At 58.4% G+C, this 22,319-nt stretch carries 23 protein-coding genes; 8 read left to right on the forward strand and 15 right to left on the reverse strand.

What is annotated here, in order from left to right:
- Position 1 precedes the first annotated feature (1 nt).
- Positions 2 to 940: a methionyl-tRNA formyltransferase gene (fmt, locus tag AC2A6O_RS20600; RefSeq protein ID WP_498929857.1), complete on the reverse strand. Its 939-nt coding sequence runs from the start codon at positions 938 to 940 to the stop codon at positions 2 to 4.
- A 303-nt stretch (positions 941 to 1,243) separates the two neighbouring features.
- Complete coding sequence (gene def, locus AC2A6O_RS20605) at positions 1,244 to 1,762, reverse strand: peptide deformylase (protein ID WP_498929859.1); 519 nt, start codon at positions 1,760 to 1,762, stop codon at positions 1,244 to 1,246.
- 161 nt (positions 1,763 to 1,923) lie between these two features.
- Here def and AC2A6O_RS20610 point away from each other — a divergent pair, with 161 nt between their 5' ends.
- Together AC2A6O_RS20610 and AC2A6O_RS20615 are read left to right on the forward strand one after the other, a co-directional pair.
- On the forward strand, positions 1,924 to 3,111 hold the full coding sequence (locus AC2A6O_RS20610) for a DNA recombination protein RmuC (RefSeq protein WP_148585455.1): 1,188 nt from the start codon (positions 1,924 to 1,926) through the stop codon (positions 3,109 to 3,111).
- Positions 3,112 to 3,189: 78 nt separating this feature from the next.
- Positions 3,190 to 3,756 carry a hypothetical protein gene (locus tag AC2A6O_RS20615; protein WP_498929861.1) on the forward strand — a complete coding sequence of 189 codons (567 nt, stop codon included), beginning with the start codon at positions 3,190 to 3,192 and terminating at the stop codon, positions 3,754 to 3,756.
- 160 nt (positions 3,757 to 3,916) lie between these two features.
- Here the strand turns inward: AC2A6O_RS20615 and AC2A6O_RS20620 are convergent, their stop codons facing one another.
- The 4 genes from AC2A6O_RS20620 to AC2A6O_RS20635 all read right to left on the reverse strand — a co-directional run bounded on the left by AC2A6O_RS20620 (position 3,917) and on the right by AC2A6O_RS20635 (position 7,056).
- On the reverse strand, positions 3,917 to 4,135 hold the full coding sequence (locus AC2A6O_RS20620; protein WP_148585457.1) for a tautomerase family protein: 219 nt from the start codon (positions 4,133 to 4,135) through the stop codon (positions 3,917 to 3,919).
- A gap of 211 nt (positions 4,136 to 4,346) precedes the next feature.
- On the reverse strand, positions 4,347 to 5,219 hold the full coding sequence (locus tag AC2A6O_RS20625) for a C40 family peptidase (RefSeq protein WP_498929863.1): 873 nt from the start codon (positions 5,217 to 5,219) through the stop codon (positions 4,347 to 4,349).
- 26 nt (positions 5,220 to 5,245) lie between these two features.
- Complete coding sequence (locus AC2A6O_RS20630) at positions 5,246 to 5,596, reverse strand: MarR family transcriptional regulator (RefSeq protein WP_006934185.1); 351 nt, start codon at positions 5,594 to 5,596, stop codon at positions 5,246 to 5,248.
- 77 nt (positions 5,597 to 5,673) lie between these two features.
- Positions 5,674 to 7,056, reverse strand: a complete 1,383-nt coding sequence (locus AC2A6O_RS20635; RefSeq protein ID WP_498929865.1) for a leucyl aminopeptidase family protein — start codon at positions 7,054 to 7,056, stop codon at positions 5,674 to 5,676.
- Between the two features lie 186 nt (positions 7,057 to 7,242).
- Here AC2A6O_RS20635 and AC2A6O_RS20640 point away from each other — a divergent pair, with 186 nt between their 5' ends.
- Positions 7,243 to 8,019 carry a tetratricopeptide repeat protein gene (locus AC2A6O_RS20640; protein WP_498929867.1) on the forward strand — a complete coding sequence of 259 codons (777 nt, stop codon included), beginning with the start codon at positions 7,243 to 7,245 and terminating at the stop codon, positions 8,017 to 8,019.
- A 224-nt stretch (positions 8,020 to 8,243) separates the two neighbouring features.
- On the opposite strand, the gene AC2A6O_RS20645 is transcribed toward AC2A6O_RS20640, so the two are convergent.
- The 9 genes from AC2A6O_RS20645 to AC2A6O_RS20685 form a co-directional block, all read right to left on the reverse strand.
- The gene (locus AC2A6O_RS20645) at positions 8,244 to 9,221 is read right to left on the reverse strand and encodes a type II secretion system F family protein (protein WP_498929869.1); all 978 of its coding nucleotides are present in this window, start codon (positions 9,219 to 9,221) and stop codon (positions 8,244 to 8,246) included.
- Positions 9,222 to 9,229: 8 nt separating this feature from the next.
- Positions 9,230 to 10,252 (reverse strand): type II secretion system F family protein, encoded by a 1,023-nt coding sequence (locus AC2A6O_RS20650; RefSeq protein WP_498929871.1) that lies wholly within the window; start codon positions 10,250 to 10,252, stop codon positions 9,230 to 9,232.
- A gap of 7 nt (positions 10,253 to 10,259) precedes the next feature.
- Positions 10,260 to 11,771 (reverse strand): TadA family conjugal transfer-associated ATPase, encoded by a 1,512-nt coding sequence (locus tag AC2A6O_RS20655; protein ID WP_286192680.1) that lies wholly within the window; start codon positions 11,769 to 11,771, stop codon positions 10,260 to 10,262.
- A 31-nt stretch (positions 11,772 to 11,802) separates the two neighbouring features.
- On the reverse strand, positions 11,803 to 13,110 hold the full coding sequence (locus AC2A6O_RS20660) for a CpaE/TadZ family protein (protein ID WP_498929873.1): 1,308 nt from the start codon (positions 13,108 to 13,110) through the stop codon (positions 11,803 to 11,805).
- Positions 13,111 to 13,119: 9 nt separating this feature from the next.
- Positions 13,120 to 13,830, reverse strand: a complete 711-nt coding sequence (locus AC2A6O_RS20665) for a CpaD family pilus assembly protein (protein ID WP_209001161.1) — start codon at positions 13,828 to 13,830, stop codon at positions 13,120 to 13,122.
- A gap of 16 nt (positions 13,831 to 13,846) precedes the next feature.
- A complete protein-coding gene (locus AC2A6O_RS20670; RefSeq protein ID WP_498929876.1) occupies positions 13,847 to 15,256 on the reverse strand; it encodes a type II and III secretion system protein family protein in 1,410 nt (469 codons plus the stop codon).
- Between the two features lie 38 nt (positions 15,257 to 15,294).
- A complete protein-coding gene (gene cpaB, locus AC2A6O_RS20675) occupies positions 15,295 to 16,095 on the reverse strand; it encodes a Flp pilus assembly protein CpaB (protein ID WP_498929878.1) in 801 nt (266 codons plus the stop codon).
- 390 nt (positions 16,096 to 16,485) lie between these two features.
- Positions 16,486 to 16,992 carry an A24 family peptidase gene (locus AC2A6O_RS20680; protein WP_498929880.1) on the reverse strand — a complete coding sequence of 169 codons (507 nt, stop codon included), beginning with the start codon at positions 16,990 to 16,992 and terminating at the stop codon, positions 16,486 to 16,488.
- Between the two features lie 180 nt (positions 16,993 to 17,172).
- Positions 17,173 to 17,358: a Flp family type IVb pilin gene (locus AC2A6O_RS20685; RefSeq protein WP_498929882.1), complete on the reverse strand. Its 186-nt coding sequence runs from the start codon at positions 17,356 to 17,358 to the stop codon at positions 17,173 to 17,175.
- Between the two features lie 524 nt (positions 17,359 to 17,882).
- Here AC2A6O_RS20685 and AC2A6O_RS20690 point away from each other — a divergent pair.
- From AC2A6O_RS20690 to AC2A6O_RS20710, 5 genes are all read left to right on the forward strand, one after another.
- Positions 17,883 to 18,347, forward strand: a complete 465-nt coding sequence (locus AC2A6O_RS20690) for a pilus assembly protein N-terminal domain-containing protein (protein ID WP_148585468.1) — start codon at positions 17,883 to 17,885, stop codon at positions 18,345 to 18,347.
- Between the two features lie 15 nt (positions 18,348 to 18,362).
- Positions 18,363 to 18,917, forward strand: coding sequence for a TadE/TadG family type IV pilus assembly protein (locus AC2A6O_RS20695; protein ID WP_148585469.1), 555 nt, complete (start codon positions 18,363 to 18,365; stop codon positions 18,915 to 18,917).
- A gap of 109 nt (positions 18,918 to 19,026) precedes the next feature.
- A complete protein-coding gene (locus AC2A6O_RS20700) occupies positions 19,027 to 19,509 on the forward strand; it encodes a TadE/TadG family type IV pilus assembly protein (RefSeq protein ID WP_498929885.1) in 483 nt (160 codons plus the stop codon).
- A gap of 191 nt (positions 19,510 to 19,700) precedes the next feature.
- The gene (locus tag AC2A6O_RS20705) at positions 19,701 to 21,116 is read left to right on the forward strand and encodes a bifunctional enoyl-CoA hydratase/phosphate acetyltransferase (RefSeq protein WP_498929887.1); all 1,416 of its coding nucleotides are present in this window, start codon (positions 19,701 to 19,703) and stop codon (positions 21,114 to 21,116) included.
- Positions 21,116 to 22,291, forward strand: coding sequence for an acetate/propionate family kinase (locus AC2A6O_RS20710; RefSeq protein ID WP_498929889.1), 1,176 nt, complete (start codon positions 21,116 to 21,118; stop codon positions 22,289 to 22,291). The genes AC2A6O_RS20705 and AC2A6O_RS20710 overlap by 1 nt, the downstream gene beginning before the upstream one ends.
- Positions 22,292 to 22,319 lie beyond the last annotated feature (28 nt).

Raw genomic sequence — 22,319 nt, forward strand, 5'->3', positions numbered from 1 at the left:
CTTAGTCCAGAACCATGTCGTCAGAAAGCGATGCGCCGCGCAGAAATTCCGCGCCGCTCATTGGTTTTTTACCGGCCCGCTGAACCTGCTCCAGACGCACCGCGCCTGTTCCGCAGCATACCACCGGCACATCCGCGCCGGTCTGGATGGTCCCCGGCGCACCGGCCCCTTCGGCAAGTGTGCTGCGCAGGACCTTGACCCGCTCCACCTTGCCGCCGAGAGGTATTTCGCACCAGGCGCCCGGGAAAGGCGACAGACCGCGAATATGGTTGTGAACCTCCGCAGCCGGTTTCGACCAGTCGATCCGCGTTTCCTGCTTGGAAAGCTTGGCCGCGTAGCTGACGCCCTCTTCGGCTTGCGCCTGATCGCCAAGCGCCCCGCGCGAGAGGGCTGCCAGGGCCCGGACCATCAGGTCGCCGCCAAGCGAGGACAGTTTGTCGTGCAGATCGCCGGCGGTCATGTTCTCGCCGATGGCCACGGTTTCCGACATGCACACAGGGCCGGTATCAAGCCCTTCTTCCATGCGCATTACCTGAACCGCGGTTTCCGTATCTCCGGCCATGATCGCACGGTTGATCGGCGCTGCACCCCGCCAGCGCGGCAACATGGACGCATGAAGATTGAGACAGCCGTATTGCGGTGCGTCCAGAACGGGCTTCGGCAGAAGTAGGCCGTAGGCGACCACAACCGCGACATCCGCCTCCAGCGCCGCAAAGGCTTCCTGTTCCTCCGCCCCTTTCAGGCTCTGCGGCGTGAACACCGGAATGCCGAAGGATTCTGCGGCCTCATGAACCGGCGATTTCTTCAGATCCATGCCCCGACCCGCAGGACGCGGAGGCTGTGAATAGCAGGCGACAACATCGTGGCCCTGGCCGACGATTTCCATGAGGGTCGGCACCGAGAAATCCGGGGTGCCCATGAAGATGACGCGTAAGGACATGAGGCTCCTGAGGGGTTTTGAAGGTCTGCGCCCTTATTGCGTTTCACGCCGGGTGTTGCAAGGGGCGTGGGCGCTGTTTGCCGCGCGTCCAATTGGCGCCACCTCCTCTGCATGCAGATGTTGCGCGCCAAATACCTACCGCAGGCCAATCAGGACCGTTGGGGCAACACAGCTCCCGAAGGCGAACTTTTTCCTGGCTGTTTGCTATCGGCTTCCTGAAAACAGAAAGAGCGGCACAGCGTTTCAGGACCGAACCTGTTTCCTGTATGCCGCCGCCGGTTTACCCAGGCAGGCAGCGCAGGGTCAGAGTTTTCCGGCCATTTTGGCCTGTTTGGTGAATTTCTTGACCACGCGGTCGCGCTTCAGTTTCGACAAGTAATCGATGAACAGCTTGCCGTTCAGATGGTCCAGCTCGTGTTGAATGCAGGTTGCCAGAAGACCGTCGGCCTTGATCTCCTGTTCGGCGCCTTCCCTGTTGAGAAACTGAACCGTTACTTCGGCAGGCCGCTCGACCTCCTCGTAGTAATCGGGGATCGACAGGCAGCCTTCCTGATAGACGGACAGGTCTTCGCTCGACCAGACGATCTTCGGATTGATGAACACCATCGGCTCCTTCGGAGCTTCATCCTTGGCGACATCAAGCACGAAGATGCGTTGCAAAAGCCCGATCTGGCTGGCGGCAAGACCGATGCCGGGCGCATCGTACATGGTTTCCAGCATATCGTCGGCCAGCTTGCGGACGTCTTCATCGACGGTCGCGACAGGTGCACAGACCTCGCGCAGGACCGGATCGGGAATGGTGATGATCGGGCGTATTGTCATGCGCCTGACATAAGAAATCAAAGCGCGCCGGTCAACGCGGAAATAGCGCGGAGCGCTCCCGTTTTCAACGCTTTCCACCTGACCGGTTGCCTTGCGGAAGACCACAGCCCTGTCGAGCCACGCGGATGGGCCTTCGCCCCGAATCGTTCTATGTTTGTTTCATGAACGAGATCCTGTTTGAGTTGAGTGGCCGTCCGGTCACGGTTCTGGAGGCCGCCATTGCCGGCGGCCTGTTTCTTCTGGCGCTGATTGTCTGGCTGGTCCTGAAGACCATGCGGGAGATCCGCCTGCGCGCCGAATCCGACACGGTGGCGGGCGAACGCATCCACGAGCTGGAAAGCCACCTCTCCCAGCTTCTGAAATCGCAGGGGGAAATGACCGGCCGTATGCAGACGATGGCGGAAGTGTTCGGCTCGCGGCAGTCGGACATGATGCGTGCGGTCAACGAACGGCTGGACGGCATGGGCCACAAGCTGAACACCTCCATGGCCGATACCAGCAAACGTACCCAGGACGGTCTCAGGCATCTGCACGAGCGGCTGGCGGTGATCGACCGGGCTCAGCGCACGATTACCGATCTTTCCGGCCAGGTCGGCCAGTTGCAGGCGATCCTGTCGAACAAGCAGACCCGGGGCGCTTTCGGGCAAGGCCGGATGGAAGCAATCGTCCAGGATCAGATGGCGCCCAGCACCTATTCGTTCCAGGCAACGCTGTCCAACAACAGCCGTCCGGATTGCCTGATCCACATGCCGAACGGCGCCCCTTCCCTTGCCATCGACGCCAAGTTCCCGCTGGAAGCCTTCAACCTGTTGCGCGAAGCGGAAACGGATGATCAGCTCAAATATGCGCAGGCGCAGTTCCGCCGCGACTTCACGAAACACATTCAGGACGTCAGCGAGAAATATCTGCTGCCTGGTGAAACCCAGGACACCGCTTTCCTGTTCGTGCCGTCTGAAAGCGTCTTTGCAGAGCTCAACGAGAGCTTCGAGGATCTCATCCAGAAGTCACACCGGGCACGGGTGGTGATTGTCTCGCCGTCGCTGCTGATGCTGTCGATCCAGGTGATCCAGTCGGTGCTGCGCGATGCCAAGATGCGCGAGCAGGCCCATCTGATCCAGGCCGAGGTCGGGCACCTGATTGCCGATGTCAGCCGGTTGAACGACCGGGTTGGCAAGCTTCAGGCCCACTTCGCGCAGGCGAACAAGGATATCGACCAGATCCTGATCTCCTCCGACAAGATCTCCAAACGCAGCCGGCGGATCGAGGACCTTGAACTGGGCGAACTCGAAAGCGAGGCAAAGGAAGAGTCCAGCGCGGAGCCCAAGCTGGCTCTGACACCGAAAGGGTGATGCAGCAATTCTGTTGCCGCTGTTCCAGCCCAGGTCTATTGTCCCGTCGGCTCGATCCGAGTCGATTTGGAGGCAGGCATGTCGTTCCGGAATTCTCTTTTTTCCAAGACACTTAACATCGCTCTTACCAGCCTGGCGCTTGGGGCACTCACCCTCCCCTTGAGCCAGAAAGCGGCAGCGGAAGAGTGCACTCTATCCGTCGAAACCGTCTGGCTGGATACCTATGCGGTCGAAGCCGACGCGCACGGTGAATGCGGGGCAGCGGAAGTTTCGCTTGCGGTCTTCAACCAGTCCGGCGGCATCGAATTTCAGGCCACCTTCGACCAGAACGACCTGTTCGGTTTTTACGGCATCGATACCGTGAGCGACATGCAGATGGCCTTGCTGGACTGGGTCAGCGGCTATACCGATGTCGCCACCTCCGCCAAGCTTCCGGTCTGGCCGGAAGGCGCTGACGGTCCAGAAGCAGGCGAATTTCCGTTCTATGTCGAAGAAGGTGTGACACGGGAGATCTATGAGCGCGCACGCCAGGAAGAACGCCCCATGGTCTGCTTCATCCAGGGCACCGAAAGCCAGCTTTGCCTGGTGAAAAACCCGAACTCCGGCGCGCTTGAATCGATTGGCGTGCAGACCTTCCCGGGCTGACAGAACAGCTCATGAAGCCAAGGGACATACGTCCCCTACTGGAAATAGCTCCGGCTGGCGTTTGCGGCGTCCGGAGCAACGCCTCGTTCAGTCGTCCGGGATCAGGACCCATTCATTTTCTGCAGGCAATGTCCGGTTCGAGCACCCAAAGCGGACCTCACTAGCCTTTGGCCTTTAGTTCCAACGCTTTTTCGGTTGTCCAAACGCCGTCTGCTCCACCCCAATGCCCGCTTCTTACCTCGTGGACACGTACAGAAGTGTTGTCTTGCATCGTCTTGCCTGCAACTGTTCCGAACGCTTTAGCCGTCTCACAGATGAGTTGTGCTTTTTCGTCTTCTGAGAACACACCTTCCAAGACGTGAATGTCGATCAGCGGCATAGATTTCCCTCCCGGATTGGCAACATGATCATTTTGACATTTAGCCGGCTGCCTGTCTCGACATTCGGCCATTTGCCAATTTCAGAGACTCAAACTCTTCTGACCCTGTTTCAAGTGAGTGGGAGGAAACACTCATGTCCGATCATGACTGATGCTGCGCATCTGGAGTCTCTCCAGACGGCATTCAGCCTGTCAAAAATCGGGCCAAACCCTAAAGTGCAGGCAAACGCCTTGCCCTGGTGATCGCGCCCCATTCCGTCGCCGCAATACGGTCAATGGCCTTGTCCAGCGGCTCGTAGGCGACGGTCATCGTATAACCGTTGGCGTGCAGCAGGCAGTTGTCGCCGGTGATGATGCCGACGTGGCCTTTCCAGAACAGCAGATCACCGCGTTCCAACACCGCCGGATCGTCATGTGGAATGGCCTCGCCGGCTTCCGCTTCCTGCATGTCGCTGTCGCGCGGCAGGTCGTGCCCGCCTGCCTGGGCGGCAAGCTGTACCAGCGCTGAACAGTCAAGACCGAGGCTGGAGCGACCGCCCCAGCGGTAGGGCGTGCCGACCAACTCTTCGGCGACAGTCACCCAGTCGTCTTCGACAGTTTCCAGCGGCACCAGATGTTTTGCAACAACGGCCGAACCGTCGCTGAGAAGCGCATAAGTGAGCCCACGCGTTTCCGTTTCACCGGTAACGGTGACCAGAGAACCGATGGACAGGAGCCCAAGCGGCGGAAACTTGAGATCGGCGGCCGGGTAGCGGTACGTGCGCAGCGCCCGCACGCGATGAGTTGCCGGCTTTACCGGCCCGACATCATCGGACGAGAACCAGCCGACATAACCGTCCGTGGCGAGCTGCCCCCAGGCCCAACCTTCCGGTGTTTGTTCATAGACCGTCACCCACTCGCCGCTGAGGGCTTCGGTGTCGATCGGTCTGTCCGGACGCGGTTCGGGCCGGATCGGCAACTGATCGGCAATAACTTGAAACACCTCGCCTTCAACGAAGCGGGCGGCCGTCACCCTGCCCTCGTAATCGATGGCGGCAAGGTCAGCACGAACCGGGTGGCGGCGGCGGTCGAAAGTCTCGGTCATGGTCGATCCCGAAATGGGTTGGCCTGTCAGCGCGGCAGTTCCCTGGCCTTTTCAACCACCAGATCGCCGAGCTGCTCCAGATAAAGCGCGCCTTCCACCGTGCGGGTGATGATCACATTGCGTTTGTCGGCTTCATCGCGCTTGCGCGACAGAAGCCGCATACCGCCCAGAGTGTCAAGCGCCCGGGTGATAGCAGGTTTTGTGACGTTCAACTTGGCAGCCAAACCGCGCACGGTATGAGGCGGCGGCTCCAGATAAACCGTCATCAGGATGGTCAATTGGCGCGCTGAGAGATCCTGTTCACTATCGCGAACAAGCGCCAGATTGACCTCGTGCATCAGTTTCAGCGCCTGTGAGGCGCGCAATTCGACGGCCATGAGTTACAGGGTCCCATCCTTTTCCCCCATCCATCTCCATGACCATCGAAGCACGAAAACGTTTCGGAGCCGTTATTTTACGCCTTAAAACGCTCGGAGATCACATCGAACAGACCGCGAATGCCCTGGGCTTCGCCGCCCATCGGTTTTCCGGGCTTTTCCATCGGGGTCCAGCCATAGATGTCGAAGTGAACCCAGCTACCGGTGTTCTCGACGAAGCGGGACAGGAACAGGGCTGCCGTGATGGAGCCGGCAAAACCCGCGCCTGACGTGTTGATGTGATTGATGTCCGCAACCTTGCTGTCGAGATATTTCAGATACGGCTGCCAGAGCGGCATGCGCCACAACGGGTCTGCGGTTGCCTCGGCCATCACCGCGATATCCTCGGCAAGGTCTTCGTCATGCGTGTAGTAAGGCGGCAGATCCGGTCCAAGCGCGACACGGGCTGCGCCGGTGAGCGTTGCCATGTCGACCAGCATATCCGGGCTTTCCTCGTCGGCAAGGGCCAGCGCATCTGCCAATATCAAGCGGCCTTCGGCATCGGTGTTGCCGATTTCGACGGTCAGACCCTTGCGGCTCGGCAGGATATCACCAGGACGGAAGGCATTGCCTGCAACGGCGTTTTCGACGCATGGGACGATGACGCGCAGGCGCACCGGAAGCTTTGCGGCCATGATCATGGAGGCAAGGCCAAGCACGTTCGCGGCGCCACCCATGTCCTTCTTCATCAGAGACATGGAGGACCCTGGCTTCAGATTGAGGCCGCCGGTATCGAAGATGACGCCCTTGCCCACCAGAGTGACCTTTGGTGCAGATTCGTCGCCCCAGGTGAAATCCGCCAGACGCGGTGCCCGGCTGCTGGCCCTGCCGACCGCATGAACCATCGGAAAATTCTCTTCCAGCAGATCGTTTCCGATGACCAGCCGTCCGGTGCCGCCATGCTGCTCGAACAGCGCGACAACAGCCTGGGACAATTCCTCCGGCCCGAGATCGTTCGCCGGCGTATTGATGAGATCACGCGCCAGTTTGACGCCGTCGAGAATCGTTCCGAGACGGTCGAGGTCGACACCGTCCTCAACGGCCAGACGGCGGGTTTTGCCTTCGCTTTTGAGGTAGCGGGTAAAGGAATAGGTGGAAAGCGCAAAGCCGAGCGCTGCCTGCTCGGGATCGGGAAACCCCTCGGCAAGATGGTAATCGCCTTCCGGCAATCCGGCGACAAGGCCGCCAAGTGCCAGCGGATGTGGCAGCCCCTCTTCCGTAACGCCGAACAGCACCGCGGCGCCGCCCTCCCCCGGAACGAGCAGGACAGTTGCGGGCTTGCCTGCAAAATCGTTGGCCTTGCACCAGCTGGATGCTGCGGCGCCAAGCCCGTCCAGAACGTGAGGCAGACTTGCCTCGGTGACGGCGTGGATGGGCGTGGAGCTGGAAACATCGCTCTTGCGGACTAGGCTTTCGCGCACGGGGACCTCCGTTGGAGATTGGATTCGATCTTCAAGACCTAGGACGCCCGGCGGCTGGACGCAATATGGCGCAGGCCGATCCGCACCGGTTCTCGCAATTCGCAACGATGCTTAACCAAGCATTAGGGTTAATTATCTATTTCTAACAGGGAAACATGAAAGCCGCTGACAACAAGGATGTTGGAAATGCAATCGCCCAGAACCGGTTCCGTTCGCCGTCGCACCCGTATCGCTACGACGCTGCTGGCCATGTCGGCGCTTGTCGTTGTCACTGGCTGTGCGTCCAATCGAGCCAACACGGGCACGCATTCCCCCGCCTCCGGCTATACGTCGCCGGGTTCGTCGCAGGCACTGGCGCAGGTTTCCAAATGGTCCAAGGCCTATGAGCGCAACCGCAAGGACCGCAATGCCATCCTGGGATATGCAAACGCCCTCAGCCAGAACGGTCAGATGCCCCAGGCTATGGCCGTGTTGCGCTCCGGCGTGATCGCCCATCCCAAGGACCGGGAAATCGCCTCTGCCTATGGCAAGGTGCTGGCAATGAACGGCCGGTTTAACGAAGCGCTCAACGTGATTCACGGTGCGCAACGGCCGGATACACCGGACTGGAAGCTGATGTCCGCAGAGGCGGCAATCTATGACCAGACCGGCAACAACGAGAAAGCGCGCAGCCTTTACAAGCAGGCCTTGATGATTGCTCCGAACGACCCGAGCCTTCTGAACAATCTGGGCCTGTCCTATCTGTTGTCGAACGATCTGCCTGACGCCGAATATACGCTGCGCAAGGCAGCCGCCCTGCCCGGCGCGGACAGCCGTGTTCGCCAGAATCTGGCCCTTGTTCTGGGTATCCAGGGCAAATTCGACGAAGCCATTCAGGTGGCCCAGGCGGAGATTGATCCGCAGCAGGCAAAGGCCAATATCGCTTATCTGCGCACCATGATGCAGAAACGCCAGCAGGGCTGAGGCCCCGCCTTTCCTTCCTCGTCAACCATGCAGCTTCGTTCCTGACAGGTCTGGCCTGCGGCGACCAGGCCGGCCCTGATGCAAAAGTCAGGCAACGCCAAAGAACTGTGTTGCTGGCGCAGCTGTCTCACCGCGATCTCCTTCTCAAGGAAGCCACGTATTGATGCCTGCTCGGGGAAGTGGGGTCTCCGGCAGCCATTGCGCCGGAGAGACAAGACCGCTGCTTACTTGAAGGTGTCGATCACCTGAATGACCGCTGGTCCCATGATGATGAAGAACAGCACCGGCAGGAAGAACATGATCATCGGTACGGTCAGTTTCGGCGGCAGGGACGCGGCCTTCTGTTCGGCCATCTGCATACGCTGTTCGCGGGTGTCGTCCGCCATTGTGCGCAAGGCGGTGCCCACGGGCGTGCCGTAACGTTCGGCCTGGATGAGCGCCATCATGACGTTCTTGACCCCGTCCACACCCGTTCGCTTCGCCAGGTTCTCGTAGGCGATGCGTCGATCGCTGAGGTAGGACAGTTCTGCCGTCGTGAGCGACAATTCTTCTGCCAGCTCAACCGACTGGACGCCGACTTCTTCGGCAACGCGTTTGAAGCCCTCTTCGATCGACATGCCGGATTCCACACAGATCAGCATGAGATCTAGCGCATCCGGCCAGGCCCGCTGGATGATCAGTTTGCGCTTGTCGATCCTGTTCTTCAGGTAAAGGTTCGGCATGAAAGCGCCGAGACCGGCAAGCCCCAGACAGAAGCAGACCTTCGACAACGCTGGCAAGTCACTGGGCAGGACGAGAAACACATAGGCAACCGAGAAGGTGAAGATACCGACGGGGATAGCGATGCGCGCGACCAGGAAATAATAAAGCGGCGCAGCCCCGCGATAACCCGCCATCCGCAGGTTATCGACCGTCGTCTGGTCGGACAGCGCTTCCTTCAGATTAAGCCGGTCGACAAGACTTTTCATCTGCGCCTTCGGCTGATTGCGCAGGGAGGCCTTGGCGTCCGCGTGGATCGCCTGAAGCCGTGCCCGTTCCTTGGCCCGCAGCTTGTTGCGTTCAATCGCGACCGATTTCATCCGAGACTTCAAGGTGTCACGGGACATGAGCGGCATCACGAGTGAAAAAATGGTTCCCGTGACTGCGATCATTGCCAGGACCGCTGCCAGAAACTGACTGGATACGAGGGTGTCGAGGTCCATGCCGTCTCCTAGAAGTCGAAGTTGATCATGGCGCGCATCACCATGACGCCGCAAAACATCCATAACAGGCAGCCAGCGATGATGATGTTACCGGCTGTCGTTTCGAACAGAATCGAAATGTATTTGGGCGCAATGAGATACATGATCCCGCCGACGAAGAACGGCAGCGCGCCGATGATCCCGGCGGAGGATTTTGCCTCAGCGCTGAGTGCCCTGATCTTGCGTTTCATGGCCTTGCGGCCGCGCAGAACCTTCGAGAGGTTGTTCAGCGCCTCTGCAAGGCCGCCACCTGCCTTTTGCTGAATGGCGACCACGATGGCGAAAAAGTTGGCTTCGGCAAGCGGAACACGGTCGGGCAACTTGCCGACCGCATCGGCGAGCGAGACCCCCATGATCTGGGTTTCGGTGATTTTTCGGAACTCCGTTGCGACCGGCTCGCGTGCTTCGCGGGCAACCACCTTGATGCAGTCGCTGAGCGGCAGACCGGCCTTGACGCCGCGCACAATGATGTCGACGCCGTTCGGCAGTTCTTCCAGAAAGGCGTTGAAGCGGCGCTTGCGCTTGCTGGAAACGTACCAGCGGGGAAAACCCAGACTACCAGCGAAACCAAATCCGGCCGCAATGAACAGGTTGCCACTGCCTATGATCAGACCCAGCACCAGGAAGATCAGGCCGGCAACGAGACTGAAGATCACGAAATGACGAGTTTCCCAGGTCAGTCCAGCCTGCTCGATCTTGACCTTCAGCGGCACCTTTTGCTGCTTGTCCTGCTTGGCCTGTTGCCGTTCCTCGAATTCCTTGAGCTGATCCTGGATGGACCGCTTGCGGCGGTCGACATCACGAAGTGCCTTGCGCTGGTTTTCGCTCTGGGGCCGGGCTGCAACCGCGCTTACACGCTGGTCGCGCCGCTTGGAGCCGGACAGGGCGGGCTGAAAGAGGCTATAGATGATACCACCAACCGCGAGCATCACGAGGAACGCGACGGCCAGGCCGGTGACTTCAGGTGTGAGAAACTCTTCAATTCCGGACATGGGTTCCTCAATCAGCTACGTATTCAGGCATCTCGGCAGCATCCAGTGCCTGTGCCAGACGGGCTTCTTCGCCGAAGTATCTGGCGCGTTCCCAGAATTTCGGCCGGCCGATACCCGTCGCACGGTGGCGTCCGATGATCTTGCCGTTGGGGTCTTCGCCGACGATGTCGTAGAGGAAGACGTCCTGGGTCGTGATCACGTCGCCTTCCATGCCCATGACTTCCGTCACATGGGTAATGCGGCGGGAGCCGTCACGAAGGCGCGCAGCCTGAACCACCACATCGATGGAAGAGACGATCATCTCGCGCAGGGTTCTGGAAGGAAGCGAGAAGCCCCCCATGGTGATCATGGATTCCAGACGGGACAGTGCCTCTCGGGGGGAGTTGGCGTGCAACGTTCCCATCGACCCGTCGTGACCGGTGTTCATGGCCTGGAGAAGGTCAAAGGCCTCCGGGCCACGCACTTCGCCCACGATAATCCGTTCAGGACGCATACGCAGACAGTTCTTCACGAGATCGCGCATGGTGATCTCGCCTTCCCCTTCCAGGTTGGGCGGACGCGTTTCCAGGCGCACCACATGCGGCTGCTGCAACTGCAACTCGGCACTGTCTTCGCAGGTGATGATCCGTTCGGTGTTCTCGATAAAGGCGGTCAGGCAGTTCAGCAGGGTCGTCTTGCCCGAGCCGGTACCCCCGGAGATCAAGACGTTACACCGCGAGCGGCCAATGATCTGCAGGATCGTTGAACCTTCCGGCGTTATCGATCCGAACTTCACAAGCTGTTCGAGGGTCAGCTTGTCGCGTTTGAACTTACGAATGGTCAGTGCAGGACCATCGATGGCAAGCGGCGGGGCAATGACGTTGACACGAGAGCCGTCGGGGAGACGGGCGTCACAGATCGGACTGCTGTCATCGACGCGGCGGCCGACCTGGCTCACGATGCGCTGACAGATGTTCATGAGCTGCGCATTGTCGCGGAACGTGACCCCGGTCTGTTCGACCTTGCCCGAGGTTTCAATGTAGACCGTGTGTGCACCATTCACCATGATGTCGGCGATGTCGTCGCGAGCGAGCAGCGGTTCGAGAGGTCCGTACCCCAGAACGTCGTTGCAGATGTCTTCCAGCAGGTCTTCCTGTTCGGAGATCGACATCACCACGTTTTTCAACGCGATGATGTCATTCACGACATCGCGGATCTCGTCGCGGGCATCTTCGGCATCAAGACGGGCGAGCTGTGACAGGTCGATGGCCTCGACCAGTGCGTTGAAGATCTGGGCCTTGGTCTCGTAATACTCGCTGTTCTTCTTGCGAGCCGCCGGTGCGGCCGGTTGAGGCTCGGGCGGCGGCGGAGGGGCCGCAGGTGTCTCCGGCTTGGGAGGTTCGGTCTGGATATTCTGCGGCGCCGGTTGTTCCGGCTGTTTCGCCTGCTCCACCGGCGCAGGCGAATCCTGCAGCCCAGGTACGCCACCTGGCTGAAGGGTCTGGGGTCCAGACGATGAGCTGCCACGTCTACCAAACATAACGAACTATCTGCTCCGCTCTCAGGCCGGTCTAGCCGGCCTTCCGCTTCAATTTCGACAGCAATCCACCGAGGCTCGAGCGCGACGCCCTGACGGGCTGCGCCTTGCCGGAGACGGTATGTGCCAGATCGTCAAACACGCGAGAAATCGCATGTTTTCCATCAACTTCACCGATCATTTGCCCGTTGTTGGCCGCGGTTCCGAAAAGATGCGGCTCGAACGGGATTGTCGCATGCACCGACAGGCCGAGCGCGCTGGCAAATTCTTCCGGCTTGATCTCGGGTCGCTTGGGAACATTGACCTTGTTCATGATGAGATGCGGCGGGCGGTCGTTCGGCCGCAGCTGCTTCAAGATGTCGACAACGTTCTTTGCATTGCGCAGGTTGGCCAGGTCCGGTTCCGCGACAAGGACGATCTCGTCGACCCCGAGCAGCGTGTTCTTGACCCAGGCATTCCATGCGTGCGGCACGTCCAGCACGACACCCGGTACGCCGGCCCGCATTGTCTCCACCAATTGGTCGAAAGACTTCTCGCTGTGGTCGTAGGTGCGCTCGAGCGTGGCTGGTGCGGCCAGCAGGCTCAGGTTCTCGTTGCACTTGGACAGAATTCGGTCGAGATAGGTTTCGTCCAGACGCTCCGGGGAAGACACTGCTTCAAAAACACCCTGCAAAGGGTCCAGATTGTAATCCAGCCCTGCGGTGCCAAATGGCAGATCGAGGTCCGCCACGACGACTTCACTTTGAAAGACACGGGCAAGGGCCCAGGCACCGTTGTGCGCAATCGTCGAGGCTCCGCAGCCGCCCTTGACACCGAAGAATGCAACGGTGCGGCCGAGCGGTTCGGCATCGGGATCGGCATAAAGACTGGCGATGGTGCCGATCAGCTGGAACACGCTGACCGGTGTGATCAGATACTCACTGACACCGCGGGAAATCAGATCGCGATACAGCGTCACGTCATTGACATCGCCAATGACAATTACCTTGGTTCCCGGATCGCAAAATTCGGCCAGATGATCGAGGCTCGACACAAGATCTTCACGCCTGCCGGATGTCTCGACAAGAATCAGGTTCGGTGTCGGAGCTTGCTCGAAGGTTCCGATCGCCGCCGGGATACCGCCCATTTCCAGTTTCAGATGCGCCTTTGCCATGCGCCGATCTTCCATGGCTGCCTCCGCCACCTGCATGGTAGCGTCGGTCAGACAGAAGCCGTGCACAGTGATGCGCGGAACCGAGCCGATATGAAGACCGGCGTCGCTTTCTGCGTAGCTGTGATCCACAGGCTCGGAAACAGGCTGCATATAGCCGGACGTGTCTTTAAAATCTGGGTTGGCACTCATCGCTATCCCCTAGTTATCGGCAATTTCAGCGCCGACACCTTCTTTGAAGTCACCTGCCGTGACCTCGCCCTTCCGGTATTTTTCTATGACCACCGCGCGCCGGCCCTGATCGGACGGAGCGGATGCTCTCGGTGTGATCAGGTCGGACGGATTGTCGACCATCACCGCCAGGTTCGCCTGGGTGGCACAACCGAAGTTCTCGTAATTGATGTTTTCGCCGAAGCCGCCACCGATGTTTCTGGGCCAGGCCCCGCATTCTCCCGCTGTCGCCTGCATACGCGCGTAGGACAGGCGTATCGGCGCATCTGCGCCTGGGTCGCCCACGGCATAGGTCCGTGTGCTGATCCTGTTCCTGGAAACACCACCGCGCTGCAGCGCCTGACGGATCTTGGGTGTTATCGAATGAACCGCCGCTTCATTGGCCCCGCCTGAGGGGACGAGGATCTCGACGGATCCGTCACCCTTCTGCCGGGACTGCTGACCAAAGGCAGCAACGGTGCCTTCGATCGGTCCGTTCAGGTTACGGGTGTTCCGTCCGATGGGAAGATCCAGCGTTTCCGGTTCTTCGGTGATCACGATCGGGTGCATCAGCCTGTAGTCGTGGGACGCCAGCATCTGGCTCGTCGACTGCGACTGGTTCTGGCAGCCGGCTGCGATCAGACACCCAAAGACCACAAGGCCTGTTTGCGAGAGCGTCTTTGCGCGGACTGTTTTCAACATGTTCATCCGTCCGTTCTCACTTGTAGATAAAGCCGACCTGACCGTGATAGTTGCCTTCGGCAGCGGCTCCGGTCGGGTTGTAGATCTTGTTCAGCCGATTGAGGAAAATCGTTTCGGCATCTGACGGCGCCATCAGGTTCTTGTCCGGGCGCTGCAGCTTGCTGACTGCAACCGGCTGAACCACGTAAGGCGTTACGAAAACAGCCAGTTCTGTCTGTTCACGTAGAAAGTCACGGCTCTTGAAGAGCGCGCCGAGAATGGGGATCTGCATCAGGCCAGGAATGCCTTCGATGGCTTGCTGATAGGATTCCTGCAGGAGACCCGCCATCACCAACGTGCCACCGGATGGCAGTTCCATGGTCGATTCCGCGCGGCGTACCTTCAGCGCGGAAATGGTGATCCCACCGGCCGAAACCGCACCATCGTTGCTCAGTTCGCTGACCTCGGTTTTCACGCGCAGACTGATCCGGCCCGCGGACAGAACCACGGGCGTAAAGTCGAGCCCAACACCGAATTTCTTGAACTCGACGCTGAGTTCGCCGTCTTTCTGTGAAATCGGGATTGGAAATTCGCCGCCGGCAAGAAAGCTTGCATTCTCACCGGAAATCGCGGTCAGGGTCGGCTCGGCCAGAGTGCGGATGACGCCCTCACGCTGCAGGGCTTCCACCTGGGCGGTGATGCTACTTGCGCCAGAAGCGAACTGGGTCCCGCCGACGGCCTGGTTCACGATCGTCGGGTTCACGGTGAAGTTCGGCAGGCTTGACATGAAGGGCGTGAAGTTGCCAACGCCAATCGTGCCCTGAAACTGAACCCCGAGCTGCTTGATGATCGAGCGCTCGACTTCCGCAACTGTCACCTTGAGGTGAACCTGGTCCTTGCCAGCGACCGAGATAAGGTTGACAATTTCGCTTGCACTGCCGGCCCCTTGAAACTTGGCGGCAATATCTGCTGCCTGCTGGGCTTCCAGCGTGCTTTTGGCCGTCCCGCTGAGCACCACACTACCGTTGATCGATTCAGCGGAAATATTCGATCCGGGGATCAGCTTCCGGATAATCCGGGTGATATCGGACGTGTCCTTTTCAACCCGGATATCGAAACTCGCCAGCTCTCGACCACTTCGACTGAACAGAACAAGACGCGACTGACCCGCGGTATTGCCAATCACAAAGATACGGCGAGGCGTTCTGAGAACCGCATCCGCGATTTCCGGATTGGACACCAGCACATCCGCCGCGTCTTCGGCGAGGTTGATCACAACCGAGCGGCCGACACCAACGTTGAGGATACGGCCTGTTGCCCGCTCGCCTGCGGCGATATGGACCTGGCTTGGAAAATTGCCCTCGGCCTGTGCTGCCGGAGCGGACAGTCCCGTCAGCCCCCCGAGCAAAACCACGGTGGCAGCCAGCTTGTAAAGATAATGTTTCATCGCGCCCCTCTTGCCGGACGTTCTGTTTTCAACCGGGTTCATTGCGCACCTGCCTGGCTTGTCACGCCGTATTTCACGTAGCTGACACCACGGCGGCGACCGCCGTCATCTTCTGCGTCGTCAGCGGAATCCTGGGCACTTCGCAATGCGAGTGCGATCGTGCCGATCTGCTGCGACTGGGCAATCACCTCCGACTGAGGCAAAGTCAGCTCAAGCGTGGCCGTCCGTTTGGGAGACAGGTTCTTCTGGTCTTGCTCGCCAGCGGTCGTGCTGTCGATAGCCAGGACACGAATGTTTTCCAGAATGGTTTCACTGTGAGCGCTGGTGTCCGACCGGCGGGTCAGGATCACGTCTACCTTGTCGCCAGGCAGGATGAAGCCGCCAGCGGTTGTTTCGGCCTCGACACTGACTGCAATCGCGCGTTTGCCCTTCGGCAAGATTGCGGCCATGAACCCTTTGTCGGTCGTGATGAGACGCTCCGGGCGAATGGGCTCACCAGCAAAAATCGGCGCCCGGGCGATTCGGCCCTTATATTCCTCGTTAGCCAGAGGAGCGGCCTCTTTCGTCACGGCGCCGAAGGGAACCGCATCTTCGGGCCAGTTCGCCCAACTCATGTCGTCCGGCGTAAGCTTCGAACCGAGCGCAATGTCCCTTTCGGCCACCAAAACCTGCGTTTCGGCCTGCTTGACGGCAGGAGCCTGTGCGGTCTGCGGCTCCGCAGGCTTGTTACCCGACATCATGACCATGCGGAAGGCGATGATGCCAGCCGCTACAGCAATTGCCAGGACGAAAATTCGCGCGATTTTCATGACCAAAACCCAATATTTCCATGCGCACATGCGCTGTTCCTGACTAGGATGACGGGTAATTGGTCAAAACATGGTTAATCAGATGTGGATGTTTTCGGTTAATATTCGTTAACTTTACTGAACACCTTCTTAAATCGCTGCAATCTGCAACGTTTACAGTGTCACCTGACACCCCGATCAACTTCGTGGACGCTATTTTTTTTGCTTTAAGCGATTTAGGGAAGTCCCGTGGACAGGTCGAATGCGTCAATAACCGTGTTCGCTCACCATTCATTACCGGCCGCAGGCAATCGGCCCGCCTCGACGCAGAGACCGGTTTGCGCTTTCTAACTGCATGAGTGTGCGGCAATGCCAGGAGAAGTCGGGGCGAGCGGTATCGCTGGAGATACGTCGGTGCAGAAACGCTCGCTCAGGAGGAACTCAGCGGATGAGCTCAAACCAGTAGGTGGAAGAATACACCTGAAGACCGGCAATCGCGATCGCAATGCCGTAGGGAATGCCGCTTTTGTTGTCATGAAGGCGAGCGAACCATTCCTGACGATAGAGAACAGCGGGCACGACGCTTTGCTGACGTATGACCAAAAGACCTAAGGTCAGTAACATGCCATAGACAGAAACCAAAATAACGAACATCAGCAGTTGCTGGGAAAAACCGATCCACAAAGCGATGGCGCTGATGAACTTGACGTCCCCTCCCCCCATCCAGCCAAAGGCAAAAAACAGGAAACAGGGAGCGAAGATGACCGCGAACGCGAGTGCATGCATACCCCAGGCCTGCAACGGCAAGCCGGTCGCAACCGCCAGGATGGCAAACCCCACGATTAAAAGTAGGGATACCCGGTTCTGGATGGTCATTGTCAGCAAATCGGACGCGCCACCAAAAGCGACCAACATTGGAAAAATGACGAGAATTGCAGCCTGAACCATGGAAACTTCGTCTCTTCGGAAACCTTATGCCAAAAGGTTAGGGAGCAGAGGTTAATATTTCGCGGAAACCAACCCTTGAAGTACAAAAAACGGGCGGAAAATCCGCCCGTTCTTGTTCGCACTCATCAACAGCTTGAGCTGCCTAGAGCCGACAATAAGCCAACCTCAGACGCAGCAGGTTTAGTTAACCGCGGTAGCTGCGCCGGACATCTTAGTCTGGATCGTCGTGAAGATCGCGCTCAGCGACGTACCGGTTGCAGTTACTGCACCGACAATCACGATGGACAGCAGGCCAGCGATCAGGCCGTATTCGATTGCAGTTGCGCCAGATTCGTCGTTTGCGAAACGTTTGATAAGAGATTTCATTTGCTTTGCTCCAAGTACCACTGAATTGACAGCTTCAAGTCCGTCGGATCTTTTTTGTCCGATTGGACATGGGCTCACCCTAGGACAGAGAGCTTTCCAACCAGTTAAATTTACTTCCCCCACAAAAAATAATACTGACAATTATCACTATAGTTAACAATATGTATAAATAAAATTTTATTAATACAGTCAGAGAGTCTTAATAAAAATTGCTGAAATTTAAATATACCTCAAAATATCTTACAATTTTCAAAATTTTTCCTATTCACTTTCTAGTTCCTGACCAGATCTTAGCCCCGTTTATACGTGGATTTCTTATCACTATATTCCATCAGCCTCCATGGCTGATCTGTTTGCATAGAAAAAGACCCGACGCGCACTAATAACGGTAAACCATTCGAATAACCGGACGGAAAAGCAAAACAAGATACGCCCATACTTCTTTCGAAAGGCTGTTAGCAGATCATTCACCACGTTCGACGCATGATGTTCTAAGAAAATGCACAATTGGAGTATCCATAGGCATGTTTGCGCAGCTAATCAGATGGACGGGCCTGTTTGCGGTTGTCTTGAGCACGACCGTAGCGGTCGCACAGGATGGCCCCGTGCTCGTCACGGTCGATCGCGCCAAGGTCTTCCGGATCGAAGATGGCGCCGCCGCCGTAATTGTCGGCAATCCCTTTATCGCGGATGTCGCAATGTTCGATGCGAACACCGTTGTCATTACGGGCAAGAGCTACGGAACCACAAATCTTGTGATCCTGGATGGCGACAACAAGCCGATCGTGGATGAAGTCATTACGGTGAAGGCGTCCGATGACGACGTGGTCTCAGTCTACAGGAAAGTCTCACGGGAATCCCTGTCCTGCAATCCATCGTGCGAACCAGTTTTGCGCCTGGGAGACTCGACCGAGACATTCCAGGCAACTGCGGGCCAGGCAAGCGCGCGCAACGACTTGGCGACCAAAGCGGCCGGCGGGAAGCAGTAACGGAGTAGTCACCGAATGCGGTTCTTGAAGAGGCTCCTCACATCGAGACGAAAAAGAAGGCGTACAGCCTTCGGAAAGAATGACAGCGGCGCAACAGCCCTCGAATTCGCGGTTCTCGCGCTTCCCTTTTTTACGCTTGTGCTCGCGATCCTTGAAGCTGGCCTGTACCATTTCGTGAACCGGATGTTCGACAATGCTGTGATCACTGCGTCCCGTGAAATCCGCACCGGCCAGGCCCATGACAGCGGTTTTAACGCCGATACCTTCAAGACACATATTTGCGACAACCTGCCGGATTTTCTGTGTTCCATGGACCGGCTGGTGGTCGATGTCGACAAGGTCGAGAGTTTTGCCTTGGCAAAATCTGCGAGCGAGAGCCTTTACGATAAAGACGGCGATCTGAAGGAGGACTCCAATTACGAAGATGCCGGACCGGGGGAAATCGTTGTTGTGAACGCCATTTACAAGTGGCCTATGATCACATCAGTTCTGGATCTCAATCTCGCCGATCACGGCAACGAGCGCTATCTGACCTCTACCATGGTGTTTCGAAATGAACCCTGGAACTAAGACACGTCCTCGTTTCATATCCCCCCAGCACTGGCTTGCCGGACTGAAAAGCATCGGCACGGACAAGCGGGGCGTGTCCGCGATCGAGTTTGCGATGGTCCTGCCTTTCATGCTGATCCTGCTGATCTTCATGGAGGAAGCTTCCGGCACACTGGATCATAACCGTAAGGTCAGTCGCATCGCCAATTCTGTCGCCGACCTTGTCGCCCAAGGCCAGACCGTTACGCCTGCCGACCTCAAAGCGATGATGAATATCGGCGGCAAGATCCTTGATCCTTATCCTGACACAGACCTGGAAACGATCGTGGCCAGTGTTACTTTCGACAAGAAAGGCAATCCTGCCGTCGATTGGAGCTATTCCTCCAAGGCAGGGTCTTCCTGGCCGAAAGGCTCCAAGCCGCCGATCGAACTTCCGGATGCGGTGGCGAAGCCTTTGACCTCTATTGTGGTGACACAGGCCAACCTCAAGTATGCGCCGCCATTCGCCGGCATTTTCACTGATTATTTTGCCAGGGATTCCTTAATCGATCTGAGCGACACCTTTTACCTCCGGCCGCGCTTGACAGACACTGTCAAATGCCCGGACTGCTGAAGATATAAGACAAGGCTCGCCAGTCGGAAAATACAGTGCTGGCCCCCCTGGCCTGCTCTGACTTTCGCTGTTTCAATCGACAGAACGCCTGCCTACGCTAACTCCCGTATTTTTAACGTCGCACATTCCGGCTACTCTGCCGGCAATGCTGCGTCGCAATATGCGCTTTTGAGTATGGGATTTTTGAACCGATGGCGACTAACAAGACTTACGATCAGATCAAGGTCGGCGATACCGCGGAAATCGTGCGGGAATGCTCTTCCAACGACCTTCTGGTTTTCGCGCACGCATCCGGCAATCACAATCCGATACACCTGCCTGACACGGACTGGACCGGCGACGGTCATGTCGACAAACCCGTTGCGCCGGCCATGTGGGTCGGTGGGCTTGCCTCAGCGGTGCTCGGCAACATTCTTCCCGGGCCCGGGACAATCTACAAGGCTCAGTCGTTCCGTTTTATTGGCGGAGCTGCGGTCGGCGACAAACTGCATGTGAGGGTCACCGCAACCGAAAAAAGACCGAACAATATCGTCCTGTTCGATATGTCGGTGACGCGGGGAGACGGCACCCGCCTTGTTGAAGGCGTTGCCGAAGTCGCCGCGCCGACCGAGCTCATCGAGTTCGATTCCAGCGACATTCCGGCGATCCTGGTGCAGCGGCACCGGCACTTCAACCGGATGATCGAACTGGCCAAGACCCTGCCTGCCCTGCCGACCGCGGTGGCTGCACCGGACGACCCCAACTCGCTGGAAGGTGCCTTGATGGCCGCCCGCGAGGGGCTGATCACCCCCATCCTCATCGGCGCAAGAAACCGGATTGAAGCGGCGGCCAGAGAACTTGACGAAGACCTTGGCCCCTATGAGCTGATCGATATCGAAGATGAGATGGAGGCCGCCGGCCGAGCCGTTGCGCTGGTGCATGAAGGCCGGGTCAAGGCGGTGATGAAGGGCCATCTTCACACCGACCACCTTCTGCACCACGTGGTCAAACGCGATGGCGGGCTCAGAACCAAACGACGCATCAGCCACGTCTTCGTGATGGATATTCCCGGGCGCAAAACCCCGGTCCTGATTTCGGATGCGGCAATCAACATCACGCCCGACCTCAATACCAAGGTCGACATCACGCAGAACGCCATTGACGCCGCCCTGTCTCTCGGCCTGGAAATGCCGCGCGTTGGCGTTCTGTCTGCAATTGAGACTGTAAACCCGGCGATTCCGTCCAGCCTTGATGCGGCGGTCCTTTCCAAGATGGCCGAACGTGGCCAGATCACCGGTGCAATCGTCGACGGCCCCTTGGCGATGGACAATGCAATCGATGTTCAGGCAGCCCGGACCAAAGGAATTACGTCTCTGGTTGCCGGACATGCAGAGGTTCTGATCGTACCGAACCTGGAATCGGGCAACATGCTGGCGAAGGAACTGACCTTCATCGCTCATGCGGAAGCTGCCGGCCTTGTCATTGGCGCCAAGGTTCCCATCATGCTGACCAGCCGGGCCGATGACAGCCGGGCCCGCCTCGCCTCCTGCGCGCTTGCCCTGCTCTATATGCACTGGCAGGCAACCGGCGCTCCGGCGGGCATTCTCGACAGGGAAGGTGACGGATAATGGACCCGGTCATCCTTGTTCTGAACTCGGGTTCATCGTCGATCAAGTTTACGCTCTATTGGGGAGAAGCTGTTCAGTTCAAAGGGCAGATCTCCGGCCTGGGGGCCACGCCGCGTATTTCCCTTGCCTCGCGGGTTTCCGATACGAAAGTGGACCGGGCACTTACCGCGGACGAAGGCCGGAGCCACGGGGCTGCACTCGCTGCCCTTCTGCCGGTCCTTGAACAGGAACTCGGTGAGCGTGATGTCGATGCTGTCGGCCACCGGGTGGTCCATGGCGGCGTAGCTCACACCGAACCTGTTCGGCTGACGGAACAGGTCCTGGCGGATCTCAAGGCGCTCGAACCGCTTGCTCCCCTGCATCAACCGCATAATCTGGCCGGGATCGCTGCCGCCCGGGAGGCCTTTCCCGAGGCCATGCAGGTCGCCTGTTTCGACACAGCGTTCCATCGCAGCCACCCATGGGTCAACGATACGTTCGCCCTGCCCCGGCCGTTCTATGACGAAGGCGTGCGCCGCTATGGCTTTCACGGTCTGTCTTACGAGTACATCTGCTCCTATCTGAAGCGGACGCATCCGGACATCTATGCCGGCCGGCTGGTTGTGGCACATCTGGGCAACGGCGCTTCCATGTGCGCCATTCGCGAAGGCAAGAGTATCGGCTCGACCATGGGCTTTACCGCGCTCGACGGCTTGCCGATGGGCACGCGCTGCGGCCAGCTCGATCCCGGTGTGGTTCTGTATCTGTTGACGACCAAGGGCATGAGCCCCGACGCTGTGTCGGATCTGCTCTACAAGCAGTCAGGCCTCAAGGGGCTTTCCGGCATCAGTCAGGACATGCGCACCCTGACGCAAAGCGCCGATCCGAAAGCCGCTGAAGCCATCGATTATTTCGTCTTCCGCATCCGGCGGGAACTGGGAGGCATGGCCGCCGTTCTGAGCGGCCTCGACACTATTGTCTTTACCGGCGGCATTGGAGAGAACTCGGCTCTGATCCGGGAGAAGGTCTGCGAAGGACAGCAGTGGCTTGGCCTTGAAATCGATCCGGCCCGGAACCAGGCGAACGCAGAGGTTGTCTCGGCAGATACTTCCCACATCAATATTCTGGTTGTCCCGACCGACGAAGAGGCCATGATCCGGCGTCACACCGAAGAACTGCTAGGCAACAGCCGCTGACGACAGGCCATCGTTCTGCCGGTGAACA

It is taken from the genome of Labrenzia sp. ATLA3, from assembly GCF_057180185.1.